This is a genomic window from Stenotrophomonas sp. P5_A9 (assembly GCF_056400525.1).
The window spans coordinates 15,221-37,788 of the sequence record NZ_JBFULC010000013.1 but is presented as its reverse complement, the minus strand read 5'-3'; the positions used below and the strand labels follow the sequence as shown (position 1 = coordinate 37,788).

The following is a 22,568-nucleotide window of genomic DNA, read 5'->3' as shown; positions in this document are numbered from 1 at the left end:
GCAATTCTATCGCCAACGCTTGCCCTGCGCCCCGGTTTCTGGACTATAGTGCGGGCACCTGTTGGGGAATCAGGCACCACACCTATGTTTGAACGTACTCGTACGGTCGTCGCCGTGGCGATGTTGACCGTCGCCACCTATGCTACCGCCGTTGAAGTGAATGGCGGGCACCCGGATACCTACGTCGTCCGCAAGGGCGATACCTTGTGGGACATTTCCGCGCGCTTCCTGAAAAAGCCGTGGTTGTGGCCGGAGATCTGGCAGGCCAATCCGCAGGTCAAGAACCCGCATCTCATCTACCCGGGCGACGTACTCAGCCTGGCCTACCTGGACCGCGTCGTGGCCCAGCCCGGCCCGCGCCAGGAAGCGCCGATCAATGCGATCCCGCTGGATCAGGTCGAACCGTTCCTGAAGCAGCTCAGCGTGGTCGATGAGATCAAGTCGCTGCCGTTCGTGGCCGGCCTGGAAGACAACCGCCTGCGCGCCACCAACGGCCAGGTTGCCTACGTGCGCGGCCTGGACGGGGCGGAAGTGGGCCAGCGCTACGCGGTGGTCCGTCCGACCGTCCGCTACGCCCTGCCCAAGCCGACCGAAGAGCTGACCGCCCGCGGTGAGGTCACGCCGGGCAGCGGCAACGTCTGGAAGAACTATTTCGTGCCCAGCAAGCGCAACCAGACGCTGGGCTACGAGCTGGCCCAGGTCAACATAGGCACGGTCACCAAGGTTGCCTCCGGCAATGTCGATGTGACCACCATCGCCCTGCAGACCCAGATCGGCGCGCGTGAAGTACGCAACGGCGATCGTCTGGTGCCGGTCGAAGCCAATCCTTACGACCTGCAGTTCTTCCCTCATGTCCCGGCGGCCCAGAGCGAAGGCCTGGACATCCGCGTGCTGGCGGTGACGGACATGTTCCTGTCCGGGGGGCCGCGTGATGTCATCGCCATCTCCGCCGGCAGCGCCAATGGCATCGACAACGGCACCGTAGTGTCGCTGTGGCGCCAGGGCCGCCACGTGGCCAACACGATGAAGTACCCCGGTTCGTCGCGGATGGACGATTCGCTGACCGACGGCGCCGGCCGGATCACCCTGCCCGACGAGTACGCCGCCCATGCGATGGTGTTCCGCACCTTCGACAAGGTCAGCTACGCGCTGGTGATGCAGGGGGTCAAGCCGGTCCAGGTCGGCTACGCGGCCAAGCACCCCGACGCGCAGTAACGCGGCAATTCCTGACGCAACACTCCGACGGCGCCCCAGGGCGCCGTCGGCGTATGCGGCCTAGCCTGAGGGGATGAGCCCCCTTCTCACCGATGATTCCGACACCGTGCTGCGTCTGGCCCTGGCCGGCGGCAGCGTGCTTTCGCGCCGCCGCCTGCTGGAGCAGCACGGCGATGCCGGCCACGCCCTGCGCGCCGGCCCGGCTGCCTGGCGCGCGGCCGGTTGCAGCCCCGGCCAGTGCAGCCGCCTGGCGACACCCGATCCCGCCCTGTTGGCCCGCGCACAGGCATGGTTGGCCGAACCGGACCACCACCTGCTGTCCATCACCGGCGAGGACTACCCGGTGTTGCTGCGCCACCAGCCGGAGGCGCCACCGGGCCTGTTCGTGCAGGGGGACCCGGCCGCGTTGTGGCATCCCGGGGTGGCCGTGGTCGGCAGCCGCACCCCATCCCCCAGCGGCGCCGAGCTGGCCGCGGAATTTGCCGGGGCGTTGGCGCGCAGCGGTCTGTCGGTGGTCAGCGGGCTGGCTGCCGGGGTCGATGGGCGGGCCCATGACGCCGCGCTGCAGGTACCGGGCGGACTGACCGTGGCGGTGGTCGCCACCGGGCTGGACCAGACCTACCCGCCGGCCCACGCCGGGTTGCAGGCGCGGATCGCCGCGCGCGCCGCCGTGGTCAGCGAGTACCCGCCCGGGATCGCGCCGAAGGCGCATCAGTTCCCCGCACGCAACCGGCTCATTGCCGGGCTGGCGCTGGGCACGCTGGTGATCGAGGCCGCCCATCGCTCCGGTGCGCTGATCACCGCGCGGCTGGCCGCCGAGGCCGGCCGCGAGGTCTTCGCCGTGCCCGGCTCGGTGCGCAATCCGCGCGCCCGTGGCTGCCATCGGCTGATCCGTGAGGGTGCCCAGCTGGTGGAGCATCCTGACGAGGTGATCGCCGGGCTGACCGCGCTGGCCGGCAGCCTCGGCCAGGCCTTGCGAAGCCGGCTGGACGCCCCCACTGAACAGGCACGACCCACGCCGCGAGGCGCCCCTCCCTTCTCCGACCCGAACTACCAGCGCTTGTGGCAGGCACTGGATGACAACCCAACGGGTATGGATTCATTGATCCAGCGCAGCGGATTGACGACGGCCCAGCTGTCGGCCATGCTGCTGATCATGGAACTGGATGGAAAGGTGGTGGCCCATTACGGGCGCTACTGTCGAAAACCCTAGTTTCTTCACCTCCACAGCGTCGTTGACGCAGGCCGAGGGGCAATGAAAGAGAGCATTCTGGATGTCCTGCTGTACCTGTTCGAACATTATTTCAGCGAGGATCCGGACCTTGTCCGTGACCGCGACACCCTCCAGAACAGCCTGATACAGGCCGGCTTCAGCCCCACCGAAATCAAGAAAGCGTTCGACTGGCTCGATGCCCTGGCCGACCAGCGGCCTGCCGTGACCCTGGCCCGGGTCGATGGCCCCGTGCGCATCTATCACGGGCCGGAGCTGGACAAGCTTGACGTCGAAGGGCGTGGTTTCCTGATGTTCCTGGAGCAGCACGGCATCCTCGACGCCAACCAGCGCGAGCTGGTGCTGGACCGGGCGATGGCGCTGGACCAGGACGAACTGGACCTGGACGACCTCAAGTGGGTGGTGCTGATGGTGCTGTTCAACCAGCCCGGTTCCGAGGCGGCGTACGCCTGGATGGAAACCCAGATGTTCATTGACGAACCGGAACCGCTCCACTGACCGTACACTGGGCGCCTTGCGCATTCAGGAGCGTGCCGTGGGCCAGTGGTTCTATGCAGAAGGAAATCGCCAGCAGCGTGGGCCGCTGGCGTCTGACGAGCTGATCGCGCTTTACCAGTCCAGCCGCATCGCGGCCGATACGCTGGTATGGCGCGACGGCATGGCGCAGTGGCAACCGCTGCGCGAGGTCGCCGACGAGATCGGTCTGGTCCTGGTGCCGCCCCCGACCAGCGCATCCGATCCCGTCATCCCGGCCGATATCGACACCGTGAGCGTCCCTGTGGAGCCGGTGGCACCGGTGCCACCGCAGATCCCCGCGCCGGTTCCACCGGTGGCGACGCCGCCGCCGACGACCGCCCCCCTCGCCGCTGGCACGGTGCCGCCGCGCAAGGGCCTGTCCGGCTGCGCGATCGCAGGCCTGGTGGCCGGCGTGTGCGTGCTGGTGCTGGTGGGCATTGCCGGCATCCTCGCCGCGATCGCCTTGCCGGCCTATCAGGAATACACGCTGCGCGCGAAAACCACGCAGGCTGTCGCGGAACTGGCGCCGATCAAGCTGCAGATGGTCGAGTTCGTCAGCACCAACGGACGCTGCCCGGTGAATGCCGATGAAGGCTTCCAGGCGGCCGAAGACTACGCGAGCGGCGCGCTGGCGGCGGTGCATATCGGTCGCTTCGACAACAGCCATTGCGGCATCGAAGCGGCATTGTCGGTGCCCGACCAGACCAAGCTGGACGGCAAGCTGTTGTGGCTGGATTACGACCCGGACCAGCAGCACTGGACCTGCACCTCCGAAGCCGACGACAAGTACCTGCCGCTCGATTGCCGCGGCTGACACCGGACCGATGTCCATGGACGAATCAAAGGGGATTGACGCAATGACTGAGTGGTATTTCGCCGATGGCCAGGAACGCCAGGGCCCGTTGACGGCCGATGAGCTGCGCCTGCGTTTCCAGCGCGCGCAGATCAACCTGGCCACGCTGGTGTGGCGCGAAGGCTATCCGCAGTGGAAACCGTTGTCTGAAGCGGTGGACGAGCTGCAGCTGCAGAACCTGTCCAGCGCGGCCGAGAACCTCGGCAGCGGCTTCGACCTGCGTGGCGATTACACCGCCATCGACAACGGCACCGCGCCGTTGCCCGGCACCGGGGGCGGTACCCATTCGCCGTACACGGCTCCGGCGGCCAGCAGCTATGCCGGCACGGCGGTGGTCAGTGGCGGTGACGTGGTCTATGCCGGCTTCTGGAAGCGCTTTGCCAGCTACTTCATCGATTCGCTGGTGGTCGGTGTGATCAACGTCCCGATCAGCCTGATCTTCAACGGGATCGGCGCGGTGTCGGGCAACGAATCGGTGGGCGTGGTGATGAGCCTGCTGGCGATGGCGGCCAGCCTGGTGGTGGGCGTTGCCTACTACGCCGGTTTCCATTCTTCGGCGGGCGGCGCGACGCTGGGCAAAATGGCCGTTGGCATCAAGGTGGTGCGGGGCAACGGCGAACGCCTCACGCTGGGCCGCGGTATCGGCCGCTACTTCGGTTTCCTGCTGAGCAGCCTGACCCTGATGATCGGTTTCATCATGGCCGCCTTCACCGAACGCAAGCAGGCCCTGCACGACATGATCTGCGACACGGTGGTGGTCGACAAATGGGCCTACACCGAGAACGAACACCTGCAGGAACCGGGCCTGGGTACCGTCACGATCGTGATCCTGGTCATTTCCGGCCTGGCCACGGTGGCCGCTATCGGGCTGGGCATCGCCATGATCGGGGTCATCGCCAGCTCGATGTCCTGAGTGGATCCTCACACCGGGCCGCTTGACACGAGCGGCCCGTCGTGATTCCTCTAATAAGAGAAAGAAGCTGAACGCCCGGCGCATACCCGGGCGTTCAGTTTATGGATATCGCCCGCTGCCCTTCACTAATGCGGCCATTTGCTCCACCCTAGCGCCCTCCCCCGGGCCGCYGCCCAAAGAAATAACTGACATGCCCAAGCACCTGCTCATCGTCGAATCGCCCGCCAAGGCCAAGACGATCAACAAATACCTCGGCAAGGACTTCACCGTCCTGGCCTCGTATGGGCATGTGCGCGACCTCGTGCCGAAGGAAGGCGCGGTCGACCCCAACAACAACTTCGCGATGCGCTACGACCTCATCGAGAAGAACGAAAAGCACGTGGATGCCATCGTCAAGGCTGCCAAGACCGCCGACGACATCTTCCTGGCAACCGATCCGGATCGCGAGGGTGAAGCGATCAGCTGGCACATCGCCGAGATCCTGAAGGAACGCGGGCTGGTCAAGGACAAGCCGATGCAGCGGGTGGTCTTCACCGAGATCACCCCGCGTGCCATCAAGGAAGCGATGGGCCATCCGCGCGAGATCGCCGGCGACCTGGTCGATGCCCAGCAGGCGCGTCGCGCGCTGGACTACCTGGTCGGCTTCAATCTCTCCCCGGTGCTGTGGCGCAAGGTGCAGCGCGGCCTGTCCGCCGGCCGCGTGCAGAGCCCGGCGCTGCGCATGATCGTCGAGCGCGAGGAAGAGATCGAAGCCTTCATCGCCCGCGAGTACTGGAGCATCGATGCCGCCTGCGCGCATCCGTCGCAGCCCTTCAATGCGCGCCTGATCAAGCTGGACGGGCAGAAGTTCGAACAGTTCACCGTGACCGACGGCGACACCGCCGAAGCGGCACGCCTGCGCATCCAGCAGGCGGCGCAGGGCGCCCTGCACGTCACCGACGTGGCCAGCAAGGAGCGCAAGCGTCGCCCGGCCCCGCCGTTCACCACTTCCACGCTGCAGCAGGAAGCCTCGCGCAAGCTCGGCTTCACCACCCGCAAGACCATGCAGGTGGCGCAGAAGCTGTACGAAGGCGTGGCCATCGGCGAAGAAGAAGGCACGGTCGGCCTGATCTCGTACATGCGTACCGACTCGGTCAACCTGTCCCAGGACGCGCTGGCCGAGATCCGCGACGTGATCGCCCGCGATTACGGCATCGCCTCGCTGCCCGACCAGCCCAACACCTACCAGACCAAATCCAAGAACGCCCAGGAAGCGCATGAAGCCGTGCGTCCGACCTCGGCGTTGCGCACCCCGGCACAGGTCGCCCGCTTCCTCACCGACGACGAGCGCAAGCTGTACGAGCTGATCTGGAAGCGTGCGGTGGCCTGCCAGATGATCCCGGCCACGCTCAACACCGTCAGCGTGGATCTGTCGGCCGGCAGCGAGCACGTGTTCCGCGCCAGCGGCACCACCGTGGTGGTGCCCGGCTTCCTGGCCGTGTACGAAGAAGGCAAGGACACCAAGAGCGCCGAGGACGACGACGAAGGCCGCAAGCTGCCGGCGATGAAGCCCGGCGACCGCGTGCCGCTCGATCGCATCGTGGCCGACCAGCACTTCACCCAGCCGCCGCCGCGCTTCACCGAAGCGGCGCTGGTCAAGGCGCTGGAAGAATATGGGATTGGCCGTCCGTCGACGTATGCCTCGATCATCCAGACGCTGCTGTTCCGCAAGTACGTGGAAATGGAAGGCCGCAGCTTCCGCCCGTCCGACGTCGGCCGAGCGGTGTCCAAGTTCCTGTCCAGCCACTTCACCCAGTACGTGGACTACGACTTCACCGCCAAGCTCGAAGACGAACTCGATGCCGTCTCGCGTGGCGAGGAAGACTGGATTCCGTTGATGGCCCGCTTCTGGGACCCGTTCAACAAGCTGGTGGTGGAAAAGAACGAATCGGTCGACCGTGCCGAGGCCAGTGGCGCGCGCGAGCTCGGCACCGACCCCAAGACCGGCAAGCCGGTCAGCGTCCGGCTGGGCCGCTTCGGGCCGTACGCGGCCATCGGCAGCACCGCCGAGGACGCCGAGGACAAGCCCAAGTTCGCCTCGTTGCGTCCGGGCCAGTCGATGCACACCATTGCCCTGGAAGACGCGCTGGAGCTGTTCCTGATGCCGCGCGCGCTGGGCCAGGACAAGGATGAGGATGTCAGCGTCGGCATCGGCCGCTTCGGCCCGTTCGCCAAGCGTGGCAGCACCTACGCCTCGCTGAAGAAGGAAGATGACCCCTACACCATTGACCTGGCCCGGGCGGTCTTCCTGATCGAAGAAAAGGAAGAGATCGCGCGCAACCGGATCATCAAGGAATTCGAGGGCAGCGAGATCCAGGTGCTGAACGGTCGGTTCGGTCCGTACATCAGCGACGGCAAGATGAACGGCAAGATCCCCAAGGATCGCGAGCCGGCGTCGCTGACCCTGGCCGACGTGCAGCAGCTGATGGAAGAAACCGGCAAGCCGGTGCGCAAGGGCTTCGGCAAGAAGGCCACCAAGAAGGTCGCCGCCAAGAAGGCCCCGGCCAAGAAGGCGGCGGGCGAGACGGTGAAGAAGGCGGCGGTCAAGAAGACGGCCACCAAGAAAACCGCGGTAAAGAAGGCAGCCAAGAAGACCCCGGCGAAGAAGGTCGCCAAGAAAGCGGTGAAAAAAGCAGTCAAGAAAGCCGCTTCCTGAGCCGGCTTTCGCCGCGCTGCGTCTATCCCCCTGTGCCGTAGCGGGGGGATAATCCCGGCATGAACGTACTCACCCTGGATACCGCCCTGCCTGCGCTGCGCGCCGGTGGGGTGATCGCCTATCCCACCGAAGCAGTCTGGGGCCTGGGCTGCGACCCCGGCAACGAGCCGGCGGTGATGAAGCTGCTGCGGATCAAACAGCGTCCCGTCGAGAAAGGCATGATCCTGGTGGCGGCCGAGCTGGCCCAGCTTGAGGGCTGGGTGCGTCTGCAGGCGCTGCCCGCATCGCGCCAGGCCGCCGTGCTGGCCAGTTGGCCCGGCGCGCACACCTGGATCCTGCCGGCGGGCCCGCGCGCGCCGCGCTGGATCACCGGGGAGCACAGCGGGATTGCGGTGCGGATCAGCGCCCATCCGCGGGTGGCCGCGCTGTGCCGCGCCTGGGGCGGCCCGCTGGTGTCCACCAGCGCCAACCTGGCCGGTCGCCCACCGGCACGCACCCGCGCCGAGCTGGACCCGGCGTTGCTGCCCCTGCTGGATGGACTGATCGACGGCGACACCGGCGGGCTGGCCCAGCCGACCCCGATCCGCGACGCGCTCAGCGGCGACATCCTGCGCAGCTGAGCCCGGGTTTTGCGTGCGTGCCGGCAAAGCCGCACACTGTGGCCATGCACCGACTGACCGCCCTGAGCCTGTCCCTGCTGCTATGCGCCGGCAGCCTGCCACTGGCCGCGCAGGATGCCGCCAACGTTCGCGTGTACCGCTGCGTGGGTAGCAACGGCGCGGTGGCGCTGCAGGATGCGCCCTGCCGCGATGGCCGCCAGGAAGTGCGCGACATGCAGCGCCCGCGTGATCCCGCCCCGCGCGTGGTGCGCAGCGACCGCGATCCGGATCAGGCGCCCACGCCCGCTGCCCCCCAGCGCGAAGTGCGCTATGTGCACGTGCAACCGCCGCAGCCCCTGTACGAATGCGTGCGCGATGACGGCGGCCGTTACACCAGCGACAGCGACGAGGGCAATCCGCGCTGGGTGCCGGTGTGGACCAGCGTGTACGCCCCTTATGGGCCCGGTTACCGCCCTCCCGGCGGCGGCCGGCCACCGCCGCGGCCGCAGCCATTGCCGCCGATCGCGCCGATGGGCGCGGGGTCGGTGCAGTCCAGCGGCGGTGCGCTGACCGTCTCCGGCGGCGGCCGCCACGGCGGGGGCAGCATCCGCATTGGCGGCGGCAGTACGCAGTGGGAAGGGGAACGCCAGGGCTACCCGGGCACCTACACCGACACGGTGATCCCGACCGGCAACGTGCTGGTGCGCGATCAGTGCACGCCATTGCCGCAGCAGGACGTCTGTTCGCGCCTCAAGGACCGCCGCTGGGAGCTGGTGCGCCAGTACAACAGCGCGTTGCAGGGTGAGCGCGATGCGCTCAGTCGCGAGCAACGCAGCGTTGATGCGCGGTTGGACCGCGACTGCCGCTAACGCGTGTTTCAATGTGCAGGCGCATTTGGCGCTGTCGACGACACGCACGAACCCACGCCGATGCATGTAGCTTCCGCTCCCACCCTGTGCGCGTCGCGCTCGACTCGCCCCGCGCTGCCCACCCGCGCGCTGCTGCTGGCCGCCCTGCTGTGTGCGTCTGCCGCCGCGCGGGCCGATGACGTGGTGCTGTTCCGCTGCACCGACGCCGACGGCGCGCTGACCGTGCAGAACAAGCCCTGCCCGGCGGGCAGCTCGCAGCGCATCGAGCGCTTCGTGGCGCCCGCGTCGCGCCAACCGCCGGGGACCGCCGAAACTGCCGGCACTGCCGCGCCAGCGGCCATCGCGCCTGTGGTCGATGCAACCGCCATGGCCGACATGCTCCAGCACGCCCCACTGCCGATCCTGCAGGGCGACGTGCAGACGTCGGTGGAAGCCGAAGGCAACGCCATCCTGGACAGTGACGTGGTCCGCCGCCAGGCGCAACAGGAGGCGGCGGCCGCGAAGGACGCCGCAGCGGTGGCCAAGGCGCCGCTGCCGGAGATCTACCAGTGCCAGGGCAGCGACGGCAACCGTTACCTGCACGAGCGCGAGCCGGCACCGCCGCACTGCGTGCTGATGACCGTCACCGGCCTGGGCGGCAACACGCCCGTCAATGCGGCCGGGTGCGAAGTGATCCGCGATCAGTGCGAAGCCGTCGCCGACGCGCAGCGGTGCAGCAGCTGGCAGCAGCGCTTCCGCGATGCACGTGGCAGCGAGCGTTTCGCCGCCCCGGAGAACAAGGCCAGGGCCATCGCCGAGCGCGAGCGGTTGCAGGCGATCCTCGCCGACAGCGATTGCGCCGTGCCGTAGCCCCAGCCGTTGCCCGGCCTCAGAACCCGTAACGCAGGAAACCGCCGTCCACCGCGATGCACTCACCGGTGACATAGCTCGACGCCGGCAGGCACAGGAACCCGACCGCCGCAGCCACTTCCTCGGGCTCGCCGATGCGGCGCATCGGGGTGCGGTCGATCACTTCTTCGTAGTAATCCGGGTCGGACAGCGGACCGGAGGTGCGCCGGGTGCGGATGTACCACGGCGCCACCGCGTTGACCCGGATGCCGTCTTCGGCCCATTCCACCGCCAGGTTGCGCGTCATCTGGTGCATCGCCGCCTTGGTCATGCCATACACCGCGCCGCTGCGCACGTGGGTGAGCCCGGACACGCTGCCGACATTGACGATCGCCGAGGCCGCATGCCGGGCCAGCAACGGGTGTGCGTACCGCGACAGTTCGAACGCCGAGAACAGGTTGGTCTCGAAGATCCCGCGCCATTCGTCTTCGGTGTATTCGGTGGCCGGCTTGGTGATGTTGCCGCCGGCGTTGTTGATCAGCAGGTGCAGGCCATCGCTGTGGTCTTCGACCCAGTCCAGAATCTCGCGGCGGTCTTCGTCATCTGAGACGTCGGCGGCCAGGCCATGGATCTCGCGATCGGGAAAGGTGTCGACCAGTTCATCGCGTGCCATTTCGAGCGCGTCGGCATCGCGGCCGACGATCAGCACGTCGGCACCGAAGCCCAGCAGTTCCCGCGCAATGGCCAGGCCGATGCCGGCACTGGCGCCGGTGATCAATGCGGTCTGTCCGTCCAGTCGCCAACGTTGCGCGCTCACATGTGTCTCCTGCGTCGGGGCACTGCCCCCTGCTGCCGGCGCGTTGCACCGTGCAACGCGTCCGGCGCAAGGATAGCGCAGCACTCGCGCACCGTCGGCGCACCCGCCATCACACTTGGCCTGCGCGACGGTGCGACACTGCCCTCCCCGGCCCATCGCGAGGCGCGTGCCATGAACATCCGTACTCTCCTGCCGTTGATTGCGCTGCTGGCCGCAACCGGCTGCAACCGACCAGTGCCAGCGCCGGCACCGGACACGCCGCCGGCGCCGCAGGCCACCGCGCTGCGCGATGCGATGCAGCAGCCACTCGACAAGGCCAAGGCCGCGCGCGACATGCTGGAAAAGGCGCCGGACCCCCGTGCCGCCGATGACGCAGGAAACGACGCAGCCAAAACACCCTGACCAATGCGGCAACGCCACCCCATGGGGTGGCGGCACGCGGTAGAGCCAAGAAAAAGCCCGGCATTCGCCGGGCTTTTTCATCTCGCGTTGCAACCGGTCAGAACCCGCAGAAGCAATACGCCAACGCCTTCACCGGGGCGCTGCCGCGCGGATCGCGGGCGGCGTCTTCGACGAAGCGCAGCTGGGTATCCAGCTCCGGCATCGAACGGGCCAGCATCAGCCGCGCCATGCCCGACTCGCCCAGCATCCACGCACCGGCGTGGCTGCCGGCGAAGCCGCTCATGAACTGCGCGAACGGGGTGGCGCCCTTCTCGATGTAGCGCACGCGGACCTTGTCCACGCCGCCCAGCTTGGCGCGCTTGGCGGCGTCGGCAACCGCCGCCTTGAGCCCGCCGAATTCGTCGACCAGGCCACGTTCCTTGGCCTGCGCACCGCTCCACACGCGACCGCGGGCGACTTCATCGACCGCCTCGACCGGCTTGTTGCGGGCGTCGGCGACCTTGCCGGTGAAATCGGCGTAGCCCTTGTTGATCACCGACTGGATCACCTGGCCCACGGCCGGATCCATCGGACGGGTCATGTCGAACGCACCGGCGAAGCGGGTGGTGCCCACGCCATCGGTGTGCACGCCGATCTTGTCCAGCGAACGGGCCACGTTCGGGATCATGCCGAAGATGCCGATCGACCCGGTGATGGTCGACGGATCGGCGTAGATGCGGTCGGCGTTCATGCTGATCCAGTAACCACCGGACGCTGCCAGATCCCCCATCGACACCACCACCGGCTTGCCGGCGGCCTTCAGCGCGACCACTTCGCGACGGATCTGCTCGGAGGCGAACACTTCACCGCCCGGCGAATCCACGCGCAGCACCACGGCCTTCACGTCCTTGTCGTCGCGCGCTTCGCGCAGCAGCGCCGAGGTCGACACGCCACCGACGCGACCGGCCGGCAGGTCGCCACCGGCGATTTCACCGGCCGCCACGATCACCGCCACCTGCGGACGCGAGTCCACCGGCGAACGACGGGTATCGAGCACCGACAGGTAGCTGTCCAGGTTGACGCTGCGGAAGCCGCCATCGGCGTCTTCATCGGCCACGCCACGATCGGCCAGCAGGTCTTCGACTTCCTCACGGGTCTTCAGGCCATCGACCAGCTTCTGCTGCAGGGCGAACTTGGCCAGGTCGCCACCGGCGGCGGCGATGCCCTCGGGCATGGTGTCGATGCCGGCGGCCAGCTGTGCGGCATCGAGCTTGCGTGCCTTGGCGATGTCGCCCAGGTAGCGCTGCCACACATCGGTCATCCAGAACAGATCCGCTTCCTTGGCCTGCGCCGAGGCCGCATCGAGCACGTACGGCTCGGCGGCGGACTTGTACTCGCCCACCTTGAACAGATGCACGTCCACGCCCAGCTTGTCCTGCAGGCCGGTGCGGAAGTACTGGCGGTAACGGCCGAGGCCTTCCAGCACCACGCCGCCCATCGGGTCCAGATAGACCTCGTTGGCCTGCGCGGCCAGCAGGTACTGCGACTGGCTCATGTTCTCGCTGAAGGCCACCACCTGCTTGCCCGAGGCACGCAGGTCCTGCAGCGCGGCGACCACTTCGCGCATCGAGGCGAAACCGCTGGGCTGCAGCTTGTCCAGCTGCAACACGACGCGTTCGATCTTCTTGTCGTCGCGGGCGGCTTCGATCGCGCGGATGAGGTCGCGCAGCTGCACCTCGTCGGCGCCGTTGTCGCCCACGGCCTTGGCCAGCGCGCGGCTGACCGGATCGGCACTGTACTGCTCGACCAGCTTGCCTTCCGGCGCGATCACCAGGGTGGTGCGGTCCTGCAGCGACTTGCCCGCGGTGGCGCTCTTGCCCATCGCGACGACGAACAGGATCAGCACCAGCAACAGCAGGCCGAAGAAGACCAGGTTGAGGATCAGCCTGCGGGTAAAGTTCATCACATCCCACAGCCCGATGAAGAAGCTGGCGACGGGATTGCGACGCGCGGGTTGGTTCATGGGGAAAACTCCAGTTGGCTTCTTGCCGTAGTGCCAGCATAGCCGTTGCCGGGCAGCCCGGCATCGGACACAAGTAAGGGGGTCGTCAGGCGGCGCATGTCACGCCGCCGTGGTGATGGGGCTGCCGACACGCCGGCTGCTGACGTGCAGCCGCCATGCCATCAGGATGGCCGCGGCGGTCAGGCCCAGGATCAGGCCCAGCCACATGCCCTGCGGCCCCATGCCCAGCCCGAGGCCGAGCCCGGCGCCCAGCGGCATGCCCAGGCCCCAGTACGAGAACATGGCGATGAACATCGGCACGCGGGTGTCCTTGAGACCGCGCAGCGCGCCGGCCGAGAGCACCTGGATGCCATCGGGGAACTGGAACGCAGCCGCATACAGCAGCAGTGTGGAGGCCAGCGCGGCCACGCCCATGTCGGCGGTGTAGACCCCGACGATGGCGTCGTGCCCGAACAACAGCACCAGCGCCGAAAGCGTCTGCGTGCCCAGGATGATCACCAGCCCGGCGATGGCCGCGCGGCGCACGCCCAGCCCGTTGCCGCTGCCGACCGCGTGGCCGACGCGCACGGTGGTGGCCTCGGCCACGCCCATCGGGATCATGAAGCACAGCTGGGCGACGTTGATCGCGATCTGGTGCGAGGCCGCTTCGGTGGCGCCCAGGCGACCGATCAGCAGCGCGGTGACGATGAACAGCCCGCCTTCCATCAGCACGGTGATGCCGATCGGCAGGCCGGTGCGCAGCAGGTCCCAGATCGCGGCCCAGCGCGGCGCCTCGAAATGCGAGAACAGCTGCAGGTGCGCAAAGCGCTTGGTCTTGAACAGGTAACCGGCAAAACACAGCGCCTGGATCCACATCATCGTGGCCGAGGCGACGCCCAGGCCTTCAGCGCCCATCTCCGGGAAGCCCAGCTTGCCGTAACACAGCACATAGCCCAGCGGCGCCAGCACCAGCAGGCCGCCGAAGCCCAGGATCATGGTCGGCAGCGTCCAGTGCATGCCTTCGCTGAGGTAGCGCATGCAGAAGTACAGGGTGAGCGCCGGTCCGCCCCAGCGCACCGCATGCAGGAACGCCGTCGCCCCGGGCACGATGTCCGGCGCGATGCCGAACGCCGGCAGCAGCGGTGGCACCACCGTGAGGAAGGTGAACATGATCAGGCCCAGGCCCAGCGCCAACCACAGCGCCTGGCGGAACAACGGGCCGATCTCGCGCTCGCGCCCGGCGCCGTGCAACTGCGACACCGAGGCGGTGAGCGAGATCAGCGTACCGATCGGGATCAGCATCGGCAGCCACAGCAGCGCGGTGCCGATGGTGACCGCAGCCAGCGTCTGTGTGCCGTGGTGGCCGGCGATGACGTTGTCGACGAAGGAAATCAGGCCGGTGGAAACGTGGCCCAGGACCAGCGGCAGCGCGAGCAGGCCGGTGGCGCGCACTTCGTGGGAGAGGCGCGGCGTGGGAGTTGCGATGGACATGGGAATCACAGACGACAACTACGGTCGCGCGCGGAGGGCACAGGCACCGGGTTGCAGCCGGGCATCTTACGCCCGCAGGCGATCAAAACCCACGATGGCCGGTAAACGTGCGGTTTGCGACAGAGGGCGCCACGCACTGCGTGACGCCCCGTGCCCGATCAATGCCCAACGTTCTGCTTCAACCACGCATCGCGCGCGCCCGGGGCCAGCGCCAGGAACTGGGCCCGCACCTGTTCGCGTTCCTGCGGTGGGGTGCGCTGGGCCACCAGGGTGAGCTGGGCAAGCTGGTCGGTACTGAGCTGGCGCAGGACCGCCAGCGCCGGCTCACGCTGCTCGGCCGGCAGGTAGCCAAACAGACCCTGCAGCTTGGGGAACAGCTGGCCCAGCTGCGGGCCGAGCAGCCAGCCACCGCGGAAGCGCTGGTCCTGCTGGGCGAAACGCTCGCGCAGGGCCTGTTGCTGGGCCGGTGGCAACGCGGCGATGCGGCGCGCGGCCTCGCGCACGCGCGCGCGCTCGGGTTCGGGCAAGGCCTGCCATGCCGCGTAGCGGCTGCGCAGGTCGCGCAGCTGCGCCGGATCCAGCGCGGCCGGCGTGGCCGGAATGGCCGGGCGGGTCGTCGGTACCGGGGTGGCGCTGGAGGGCACCGGCAGCGGCAAAGCCACCGATTCCGGCGCCGCCGCTGCGCTGCCTGCCAGCGACAGGCCCACGACCAGGCTCAGGAGCGTCTTACTCATCGGTGCTGGTCTCCAGGCCGGCCGTCGCCGGTTCCGGGCGGCTGGGTTGCGGTTGCGATTCGTCGACCGGTACCGGCCCGCCTGCGGCAAACCAGGCATACAGGTCGGCGTCCCGCGCTACCGCCAGCGCCGGATCAGCCAGCATCGCCGCGTCGCTGGCGGTGTGTGCCGGGTCGACCGGGGCGGTCACCGGCAGATCCTCGGCGGGCAGTTCCTCCACCGTCACCGGGCCGGTGTCGCCCACGGCGCCTTCCGGCGTGCTGGCGACCGGATCGGTGCCGTGGCGCGCGTGCTTCCACCAGGCTGCGCCGCCAAGCAGGACCCCGGTGGTGACCGCCACGATCAGCAACCCCTTCCATGGCAGTCGGCGTGCCCCCCGGCGCTTCGGCGCACGCGTCGGCCGGGCGTCGGCCTTGTTCGGGGTGCGCCAGGAGGCGGTGTCCTGGCTCGGCGCAGGCGCGGCGACGGGTTGCTGCAGCCGCTGCAGGCGCGACAGCGGCAGGTCGCGCAGGCGCAGCTGCACCTGCTCGGCCAGCGCGCGCCAGGCAGACGCATCGGGATGGCCCTGGGCATCGCGCGGGCACGCCTCGGCCAGGGCCTGCTGATAGTCGGCCACGGGCAGATCGAGGATCTGCGCAGCGGCGGCCTCGTCCAGGCTGCCGCCGATGCGCAGCAGCAGCGCCAGCCGCGCCGCCGGTGCCAGCGCAGGCAGGTGGGCCAGTTCCGGCGGCCACTGGCCGCCGGCGGCGGGCACCCGGATCGGGGTGCGATGGGCCAGCAGGATCCAGAAACGGTCCGGCCACTGCGCCATCGGCACGTCGCTGGCGATACCGGCGAAGGCCCGCATCACCGCCACCAGGGCCTGTTCGGCCACGGTCGGGTCGCCGCATTGCAGCTCGGCCACCACCAGCGCGCGGCGTTCAACGCCACGCAGGAACGCCGACAGCGCGCCGGCTGCGGTAGAGGAAACGGGGGCCGTCGCAGCCGTCATAGCAACTCCATCAAGTGCGGAAATGATAGCGATTGCGTCGCTGATCGGGCGTGCCAATGTAGGCCACGTGTGAAGACGCAGAGGCCGGATAGACGCAGGTACGGGCGCAGGTTGTGCACAGCATCAATGAAATCCGCCGCCCGAGAGGGCGTGAAGGGGGGTGTGGTCATGTTTCAGCTTTGTTTCACAGATATCTTATTGTTTTAATTGACTATTGTTGTGTGGCTATTTTTTGACCAAGTTGAGGAAGACGTCGGAACTCCCTGACCCCGGGCCCGCAGTTCGCCAGTGGTGCACAGACTTATCCACAGAAGATGTGGATAAGCCTGAATCTCTCGACAGGACAGATATTTAGCCACTATTTAGGTTGGGCGAGTCAGCGTGGGGAGCGTGTCACAGGTCGCTGCCGGGCATGAGATGGACAGCTACACTGCTGCGATGCCCAGCTCCGATCCGGCCCTGCCCCTGTCGCTTACTGGCGGCCCTACCCCCCTGCTGAATGCGCCGACCCTCCAGGTTGCGGTGCCGCTGCCCCTGCCGCAGTGGTTCGACTACGCCCCACCGCCGGGCGAGCCGCCGCATGCGGGGATGATCGGCCGCCGGATACGGGTGCCGTTCGGGTCTCGCGAACTGGTCGGGGTGGTCGCGGCGATCGGCACGGTCGCCGATGGCGGCAGCCTGCGCGCCGCGCTGGAATGGATCGATGACGCACCGCTGTTGCGCGAGGAGCTGTGGAGCTCGCTGCAGTGGCTGGCCCGCTACACCCATGCGCCGTTGGGCGAAGTGGTCAGCACCGCGTTGCCGGCGCCGTTGCGGCGCGGCGATGCGCTGCCCGACACCCATCGTTGGGGCTGGCAGCTGACCGAAGCGGGCCACGCGCAGCGGGACCGCCTGCGCGCCGGCACCCGGCCGCAGCGGTTGGGCGCCTTGCTGGCTGACGGGGTGGTGGACGAGGACGTGCTGGACGCGCGCATGGACGACTGGCGCAGCGCTGCCCGCGCCCTGGCCAAGCGCAACCTGGTGGAGCGGATCGCGCTGGACCATCAACGCGCGGTGACGCAGGCCAGTGCCGGACCGCCGCCGAATCCCGAGCAGGCCGAGGCGATCGCCGCGATCACCGCCGGCACCGGCTTCGGGGCCTACCTGCTGGACGGGGTGACCGGCAGCGGCAAGACCGAGGTGTACCTGCAGGCGATCGTGGACTGCCTGGCACGGGGTCGCCAGGCGCTGGTGCTGGTGCCGGAAATCGGCCTGACCCCGCAGACCCTGTCGCGCTTCCGCAAACGTCTGGGCATCCCGGTGCACGTGCTGCATTCGGGCCTGAACGACAACGAGCGCGCGCGGGTGTGGGCGGCGGCGGCGCGCGGCGAGGCGCAGGTGATCGTCGGCACGCGCTCGGCGGTGTTCACCCCGTTGCCCAACGCCGGCCTGATCGTGGTCGACGAAGAACACGATGGCAGCTACAAACAGCAGGATGGCATCCGCTACCACGCGCGTGATTTCGCGCTGGTACGGGCCAAGGCGCTGGACGTGCCGGTGGTGCTGGGCAGCGCGACGCCCTCGCTGGAATCGCTGCACAACGCGCAGGCCGGACGCTACACGCACCTGCGCCTGAAACAGCGCGCCGGCGAGGCGCGACCGCCGCGCGTGCGCGTGCTGGATGTACGCAAGCGACCGTTGCGCGATGGCCTGTCGCCGGAGGTGCTGCAGGGCATCGCCGACCACCTGCAGGCCGGCCACCAGGTGCTGGTGTTCAAGAACCGGCGCGGCTATGCGCCGGTGCTGCTGTGCCACGACTGTGGCTGGACCGCGCCGTGCCAGCGCTGCGATGCACCGATGACGGTGCACGCCGGCGGGCGCCGCCTGCAGTGCCACCATTGCGGTGCGCGCCAGTCCGCGCCGCTGGCCTGCCCGGACTGCGGCAGCCTGGCGCTGCAGCCGCAGGGCATCGGCACCGAGCGGCTGGAAGAACACCTGGTGCAGGCCTTCGCCGACTACCCGGTGATCCGTATCGACCGCGGCACGACCTCGCGTCGCGATGCGCTGGAAACCCAGCTGGCCACGCTCGGCGACCGCGCCGGCATCCTGGTGGGCACGCAGATCCTGGCCAAGGGCCACGACCTGCCCAAGCTGACCCTGGTGGTGGTGGTGGGGATCGATGAGGGGCTGTTCTCGGCCGATTTCCGCGCCAGCGAAAAACTCGCCCAGCAGTTGATCCAGGTGGCCGGCCGCGCCGGTCGCGCCACCGACCCCGGCGAGGTCTGGCTGCAGACCCACCACCCCGGGCACCCCCTGCTGGAAACACTGGTCAATGGCGGCTACCACGCCTTCGCCGAGGCCGAGCTGCAGCAGCGCGAAGCGGCCGGTTTCCCGCCATTTGCGCACCTGGCGCTGCTGCGTGCCGAGGCCCAGCAGGTGGAGCATGCCAACGCGATGTTGAGTGCGGTGCGCGGATTGATTCCCGAAGAGGCGGCAGTGGAGCGCTACGGTCCGATGCCCGCGCCAATGCCGCGCCGGGCCGGATACCAGCGTACGCAGCTGCTGCTGTCGGCGCCGGCCCGGCGCCCGTTGCATGGGGTGCTGGATCTGATCACGCCGCAGATCCATGGGTTGCCGCAGGCGCGGAAGGTGCGCTGGTCGCTGGATGTGGATCCGACGGATCTGTATTGAGGCGGTCGCCTCGGTACAGACCCATTGCGCGCGCCATCCTGTGCTTCAGGTCAACGCAGTCATTACGCCGCGCTGATACGCCGGCCGCTGTTTGAGGCGTTCGTACCAGGCGGCCAGGTGCGGCAGGTGCGGGCGCTGGATCGGCATTTCGAACCAGGCGTAGATGAAGGCGCCGAGCGGGATATCCCCCATCGCGAAGTCGTCGCCGGAGAGCCACGGCTGCCGCGACAACGCGTCATCGGCCATCGCCAGCAGTTCGCCCGAGCGCACCAGCGCCGCGGCGATGCGTGCTTCATCGCGGTCGGCCGGGGCGGTGCGCAGCGTGCCCCAGAACAGATCGCGGAACACCCCGGCGAAGGTGGACGTGGTCCAGTCCATCCACTTTTCCGACTGCGCGCGGGCGACTACGTCTTCGGGGTACAGCGTGCCCAGCGCGTACCGCGCCGACAGGTAGCGCACGATGGTGTTGGATTCCCACAGCGGCAGGCCATGGTCTTCGATCACCGGCACCAGCCCGTTGGGATTCATCGCGCGGTATTCGGGCGACTGGGTGCCGCCGAACGCGCCGCCGACCTGGATCGACTCGTACGGCGCCCCGATTTCCTCCGCGCACCACAGCACCTTGCGCACGTTGCTTGAATTGTGGCGGCCCCAGATCTTCAGCATGTTGGATGTCCCAGTCGCAAGAGGCGTGGCACCGGGCCGCGCGGTGCCGCTACGATACGCCGATCGGCGGCGTGGCCGTCACCTCAAGGATGAAATGGAATGTTCACCCAGTTCCTCGAAATCGGCTTGTTGTGCGTCGGTGTGGTGATGTTGGTGGTGGGCTACCGCCGCAACCATCGCAACCTGATGCTGGCCGCGGCCCTGGTGCTGATGTCCTTCGGGACGCTGCAGGACTTCAGCCGTGGGGTCATCGACGGCTACCAGAGATCCGATGCGAAGACGCTGTAGTTCGATTCTGCCCCCGGTGTTGCCTCACCCGTCCAACCGGATGCCTGCCGTGCACGCGACCCGATGCAGGCGTTACTTGGCCGGCTTGGCCGCACTCTTCTTCGGCAGCGCGCGCACGTAGGTGGATTTGCCGTCCTTCTTCATCTCGAACAGCCCGGTGGCGGCCAGCAGCTCGCTCAGCTTGCCATAGCCGTAATTGCGCGAATCGAACGAGGCCTGGTTGCCGATCTGGCTGCCGACCGGTCCCAGGTGCGACCAGCCATCGTCGGCCTCGGCCGAGGCCACCGCACTGCGCAGCATCTGCACCAGGCGCGTGTCGCTGCGCAGCTCCGGGCCACTCTTGCGCGGGCGCGCTTCCTCGTTGCCATGCTCCACCTCCACGTCGGCAGCCAGGTCCTGCCCGAGCGCTTCCAGGTAAGTGAACTTGGAGCAGGCATTGACGAACGGTTCGGGGGTTTTCTTTTCCCCGAAGCCGTACACCTTGACCCCGTCGGTGAGCAGGCGCATCACCAACGGGGTGAAGTCCGCATCGCTGGATACGATCGCAAACCCATCCAGGTTGCGGGCGTACAGCATGTCCATCGCATCGATCACCATGGCCATGTCCGAGGCGTTCTTGCCGCGGCTGTAGGCGAACTGCTGGATCGGCCGGATCGCGTAGGCATGCAGCACCGATTCCCAGCCTTTCAGCGACGGACTCTTCCAGTTGCCGTAGGCGCGGCGCACGTTGGCCACGCCGTAGCGCGCCACTTCGGCCAGCACCACGTCGATCTTCGACGAGGGCGCGTTGTCGGCATCGATCAGCAACGCGATGCGCTTTTCCGGCTCGGTCATCTCAGCCTCCACGGCACTCAGGACATGGCCGCCGGCAAGCGCGACGGCCCCTGAACCCAGTATCTGTCATCCACGTGAATGTTCCGCTTCACGTGCGACGATAGAACGCGTCGACCATGTCCCCCATGGGCCGGACGGCCGGCCCCCAAGGAGTCCCTGCATGACCCGCGATCCCCTGCCCCACCTTGTCATCATCGGTGGTGGTTTCGCCGGCCTCTGGGCCACGCGCGCCTTGGCCGGCGCGCGCATCCGCATCACCCTGGTGGACCGCCGCAACCACCATCTGTTCCAGCCGCTGCTGTACCAGGTTGCCACCGCCGGGCTGTCCGCGCCGGACATCGCCGCGCCGCTGCGCCACATCCTCGGCGACCAGCGCAATGTGGAAGTGCGCCTGGGCGAAGTCACCGCGATCGACAAGGACTCCCGCCAGATCATCCTGGCCGACGGCAGCCACCTCGGCTACGACACTCTCATGCTGTGCACTGGTGCCACGCACGCCTACTTCGGCCACGACGAATGGGCCGCCGATGCGCCCGGCCTGAAGACCCTGGACGATGCGCTTGCACTGCGCCGCAAGCTGCTGCTCGCCTTCGAGCGCGCCGAGGCCGAGCCCGATCCGGCGCGCAAGGCGGCTTGGCTCAGCTTCGCGGTAGTGGGCGGTGGCCCGACCGGCGTCGAGCTGGCCGGCACCCTGGCCGAGATCGCCCGGCACACGCTGCGCAATGAATTCCGCCACATCGACCCGGCCAGCGCCAAGGTGCGGCTGGTGGAAGCCGGTCCGCGCGTGCTGTCGACCTTCCCCGAGGTGCTCTCGCTCAAGGCCCGCCGCCAGCTGGAAAAACTGGGCGTGGAAGTACTCACCGGTACGCCGGTCAGCGACATCAACAGCGATGGCTTCCAGCTCGGCGATCACTTCGTCCCCGCGCGCACCGTGGTGTGGGCTGCCGGCGTGGCCGCCTCGCCGCTGGCGCGCACGTTGGACGTCCAGCTGGACCGCGCCGGCCGCGTGCCGGTGCAGCCAGACCTCACCCTGGACGGCCATCCGGAAATCTTCGTCGCCGGCGACCTGGCCGCGCTCAGCCAGGCCGACGGCCGGCCGGTGCCCGGCGTGGCGCCTGCGGCCAAGCAGATGGGCAAGCATGTGGCGGCGATCATCCGCGCACGGTTGGAGAACAAGCCCGCGCCCGGGCCGTTCAAGTACCAGGACTTCGGCAACCTGGCCACGATCGGGCGCATGGCCGCGATCGTGCACCTGGGCAGGCTGCAGTTGTCCGGCGTGCTGGCCTGGTGGTTCTGGCTGGCCGCGCACGTGTTCTTCCTGATCGGCTTCCGCAACCGCATCGTGGTGCTGCTTAACTGGGCGGTGGCATACTGGAGCTACCAGCGCAGCGCGCGGATCATTTTCGGGGATGACCGTGAGGATCGGCGGAGGAAGGCCATCCCGTCTGCGCCCGATCCGGATGAGACGTCATCGCGATGATCAGGATGTAACGCTTGCCCGGAATGTGCGAGGTTGTTCGGTGACACTGGACGGGCTCATTGCTTCGGCTTGCTGTACCACAGCGCATTGACGATGACCCAACGCGCGCCGAAACGGCCCATGTGGAAATAGTCCACGAACCATGGCGTTTCCAGCCGCACCGAGGCGGCGTTGCCGGTCACGTCCAGCACCCGGCAGCTGCGGTTCCACTGCTCCTTCGGCGTTTTCAGAGCGCCCTGCCGGGTCAGCCCGACCAGCTCTTCCTTGGACATCCGCCGCAGCCCGAGCCGCTCGTCCGGGGTATCCCCCAGGATGGCGCGCTTGGCTAGGTCCGGGTGCAGCGAACGTGCGACGCGCTGTGGATCGGCTTCGAGCTGGCCGTCCACGTAATCGAAACAGGTCGCCTCGATGGCCGCCAGCGTGGCCGGATCCGGAACGATTGCGGCGGGCGGGGCGGTTGCGGCGGCGGCAAGGATCAGGAACAGGGCGGACATC

The 22,568-nt window shown here is 68.1% G+C and carries 21 protein-coding genes; 13 read left to right on the top strand and 8 right to left on the bottom strand.

What is annotated here, in order from left to right:
• The first annotated feature begins 84 nt into the window (after window positions 1-84).
• The 9 genes from AC1DR7_RS05940 (at window position 85) to AC1DR7_RS05900 (ending at window position 9,740) form a co-directional block, all read left to right on the top strand.
• Window positions 85-1,215, top strand: a complete 1,131-nt coding sequence (locus tag AC1DR7_RS05940; RefSeq protein ID WP_457318960.1) for a LysM peptidoglycan-binding domain-containing protein — start codon at window positions 85-87, stop codon at window positions 1,213-1,215.
• Between the two features lie 73 nt (window positions 1,216-1,288).
• The gene (dprA, locus tag AC1DR7_RS05935) at window positions 1,289-2,428 is read left to right on the top strand and encodes a DNA-processing protein DprA (RefSeq protein WP_457318959.1); all 1,140 of its coding nucleotides are present in this window, start codon (window positions 1,289-1,291) and stop codon (window positions 2,426-2,428) included.
• Between the two features lie 42 nt (window positions 2,429-2,470).
• Window positions 2,471-2,944: a DUF494 family protein gene (locus AC1DR7_RS05930; RefSeq protein ID WP_256775937.1), complete on the top strand. Its 474-nt coding sequence runs from the start codon at window positions 2,471-2,473 to the stop codon at window positions 2,942-2,944.
• Window positions 2,945-2,981: 37 nt separating this feature from the next.
• Window positions 2,982-3,776 (top strand): GYF domain-containing protein, encoded by a 795-nt coding sequence (locus tag AC1DR7_RS05925; RefSeq protein ID WP_256775938.1) that lies wholly within the window; start codon window positions 2,982-2,984, stop codon window positions 3,774-3,776.
• A gap of 43 nt (window positions 3,777-3,819) precedes the next feature.
• Complete coding sequence (locus tag AC1DR7_RS05920) at window positions 3,820-4,728, top strand: RDD family protein (RefSeq protein WP_256775939.1); 909 nt, start codon at window positions 3,820-3,822, stop codon at window positions 4,726-4,728.
• Between the two features lie 190 nt (window positions 4,729-4,918).
• Entirely contained in the window at window positions 4,919-7,423 is a 2,505-nt protein-coding gene (locus tag AC1DR7_RS05915) for a DNA topoisomerase I (RefSeq protein ID WP_478051319.1), read from the top strand.
• Between the two features lie 59 nt (window positions 7,424-7,482).
• Window positions 7,483-8,043 (top strand): L-threonylcarbamoyladenylate synthase type 1 TsaC, encoded by a 561-nt coding sequence (gene tsaC, locus AC1DR7_RS05910; protein ID WP_256775941.1) that lies wholly within the window; start codon window positions 7,483-7,485, stop codon window positions 8,041-8,043.
• Window positions 8,044-8,087: 44 nt separating this feature from the next.
• A complete protein-coding gene (locus tag AC1DR7_RS05905; protein ID WP_457318957.1) occupies window positions 8,088-8,891 on the top strand; it encodes a DUF4124 domain-containing protein in 804 nt (267 codons plus the stop codon).
• A gap of 60 nt (window positions 8,892-8,951) precedes the next feature.
• A complete protein-coding gene (locus AC1DR7_RS05900; RefSeq protein WP_457318956.1) occupies window positions 8,952-9,740 on the top strand; it encodes a hypothetical protein in 789 nt (262 codons plus the stop codon).
• 19 nt (window positions 9,741-9,759) lie between these two features.
• On the opposite strand, the gene AC1DR7_RS05895 is transcribed toward AC1DR7_RS05900, so the two are convergent.
• On the bottom strand, window positions 9,760-10,536 hold the full coding sequence (locus AC1DR7_RS05895; RefSeq protein ID WP_256775944.1) for an SDR family oxidoreductase: 777 nt from the start codon (window positions 10,534-10,536) through the stop codon (window positions 9,760-9,762).
• Between the two features lie 171 nt (window positions 10,537-10,707).
• Between AC1DR7_RS05895 and AC1DR7_RS05890 the strand changes: the two genes are divergently transcribed.
• The gene (locus AC1DR7_RS05890) at window positions 10,708-10,938 is read left to right on the top strand and encodes a hypothetical protein (RefSeq protein WP_457318955.1); all 231 of its coding nucleotides are present in this window, start codon (window positions 10,708-10,710) and stop codon (window positions 10,936-10,938) included.
• Between the two features lie 97 nt (window positions 10,939-11,035).
• On the opposite strand, the gene sppA is transcribed toward AC1DR7_RS05890, so the two are convergent.
• The 4 genes from sppA to AC1DR7_RS05870 all read right to left on the bottom strand — a co-directional run bounded on the left by sppA (window position 11,036) and on the right by AC1DR7_RS05870 (window position 16,135).
• Window positions 11,036-12,940, bottom strand: a complete 1,905-nt coding sequence (gene sppA, locus AC1DR7_RS05885) for a signal peptide peptidase SppA (RefSeq protein ID WP_256775946.1) — start codon at window positions 12,938-12,940, stop codon at window positions 11,036-11,038.
• Window positions 12,941-13,039: 99 nt separating this feature from the next.
• Window positions 13,040-14,410, bottom strand: coding sequence for an MATE family efflux transporter (locus AC1DR7_RS05880; RefSeq protein WP_256775947.1), 1,371 nt, complete (start codon window positions 14,408-14,410; stop codon window positions 13,040-13,042).
• 158 nt (window positions 14,411-14,568) lie between these two features.
• Window positions 14,569-15,144 (bottom strand): DUF3106 domain-containing protein, encoded by a 576-nt coding sequence (locus tag AC1DR7_RS05875; RefSeq protein WP_478052654.1) that lies wholly within the window; start codon window positions 15,142-15,144, stop codon window positions 14,569-14,571.
• The gene (locus tag AC1DR7_RS05870) at window positions 15,137-16,135 is read right to left on the bottom strand and encodes a hypothetical protein (RefSeq protein ID WP_457318152.1); all 999 of its coding nucleotides are present in this window, start codon (window positions 16,133-16,135) and stop codon (window positions 15,137-15,139) included. Before AC1DR7_RS05870 ends, AC1DR7_RS05875 begins: the two co-directional genes overlap by 8 nt.
• Before the next feature lie 495 nt (window positions 16,136-16,630).
• Between AC1DR7_RS05870 and AC1DR7_RS05865 the strand changes: the two genes are divergently transcribed.
• Window positions 16,631-18,805 (top strand): primosomal protein N', encoded by a 2,175-nt coding sequence (locus tag AC1DR7_RS05865; protein ID WP_478052665.1) that lies wholly within the window; start codon window positions 16,631-16,633, stop codon window positions 18,803-18,805.
• 45 nt (window positions 18,806-18,850) lie between these two features.
• Here AC1DR7_RS05865 and AC1DR7_RS05860 read toward each other — a convergent pair whose 3' ends face one another.
• A complete protein-coding gene (locus tag AC1DR7_RS05860) occupies window positions 18,851-19,471 on the bottom strand; it encodes a glutathione S-transferase family protein (protein ID WP_256775950.1) in 621 nt (206 codons plus the stop codon).
• Window positions 19,472-19,570: 99 nt separating this feature from the next.
• Between AC1DR7_RS05860 and AC1DR7_RS05855 the strand changes: the two genes are divergently transcribed.
• A complete protein-coding gene (locus tag AC1DR7_RS05855) occupies window positions 19,571-19,759 on the top strand; it encodes a hypothetical protein (protein WP_457318153.1) in 189 nt (62 codons plus the stop codon).
• Window positions 19,760-19,831: 72 nt separating this feature from the next.
• Here AC1DR7_RS05855 and AC1DR7_RS05850 read toward each other — a convergent pair whose 3' ends face one another.
• The gene (locus AC1DR7_RS05850; RefSeq protein WP_478051288.1) at window positions 19,832-20,593 is read right to left on the bottom strand and encodes an NYN domain-containing protein; all 762 of its coding nucleotides are present in this window, start codon (window positions 20,591-20,593) and stop codon (window positions 19,832-19,834) included.
• Window positions 20,594-20,753: 160 nt separating this feature from the next.
• Between AC1DR7_RS05850 and AC1DR7_RS05845 the strand changes: the two genes are divergently transcribed.
• Entirely contained in the window at window positions 20,754-22,073 is a 1,320-nt protein-coding gene (locus tag AC1DR7_RS05845; protein WP_457318155.1) for an NAD(P)/FAD-dependent oxidoreductase, read from the top strand.
• Between the two features lie 56 nt (window positions 22,074-22,129).
• Here AC1DR7_RS05845 and AC1DR7_RS05840 read toward each other — a convergent pair whose 3' ends face one another.
• Complete coding sequence (locus AC1DR7_RS05840) at window positions 22,130-22,567, bottom strand: nuclear transport factor 2 family protein (RefSeq protein ID WP_256775953.1); 438 nt, start codon at window positions 22,565-22,567, stop codon at window positions 22,130-22,132.
• Window position 22,568 lies beyond the last annotated feature (1 nt).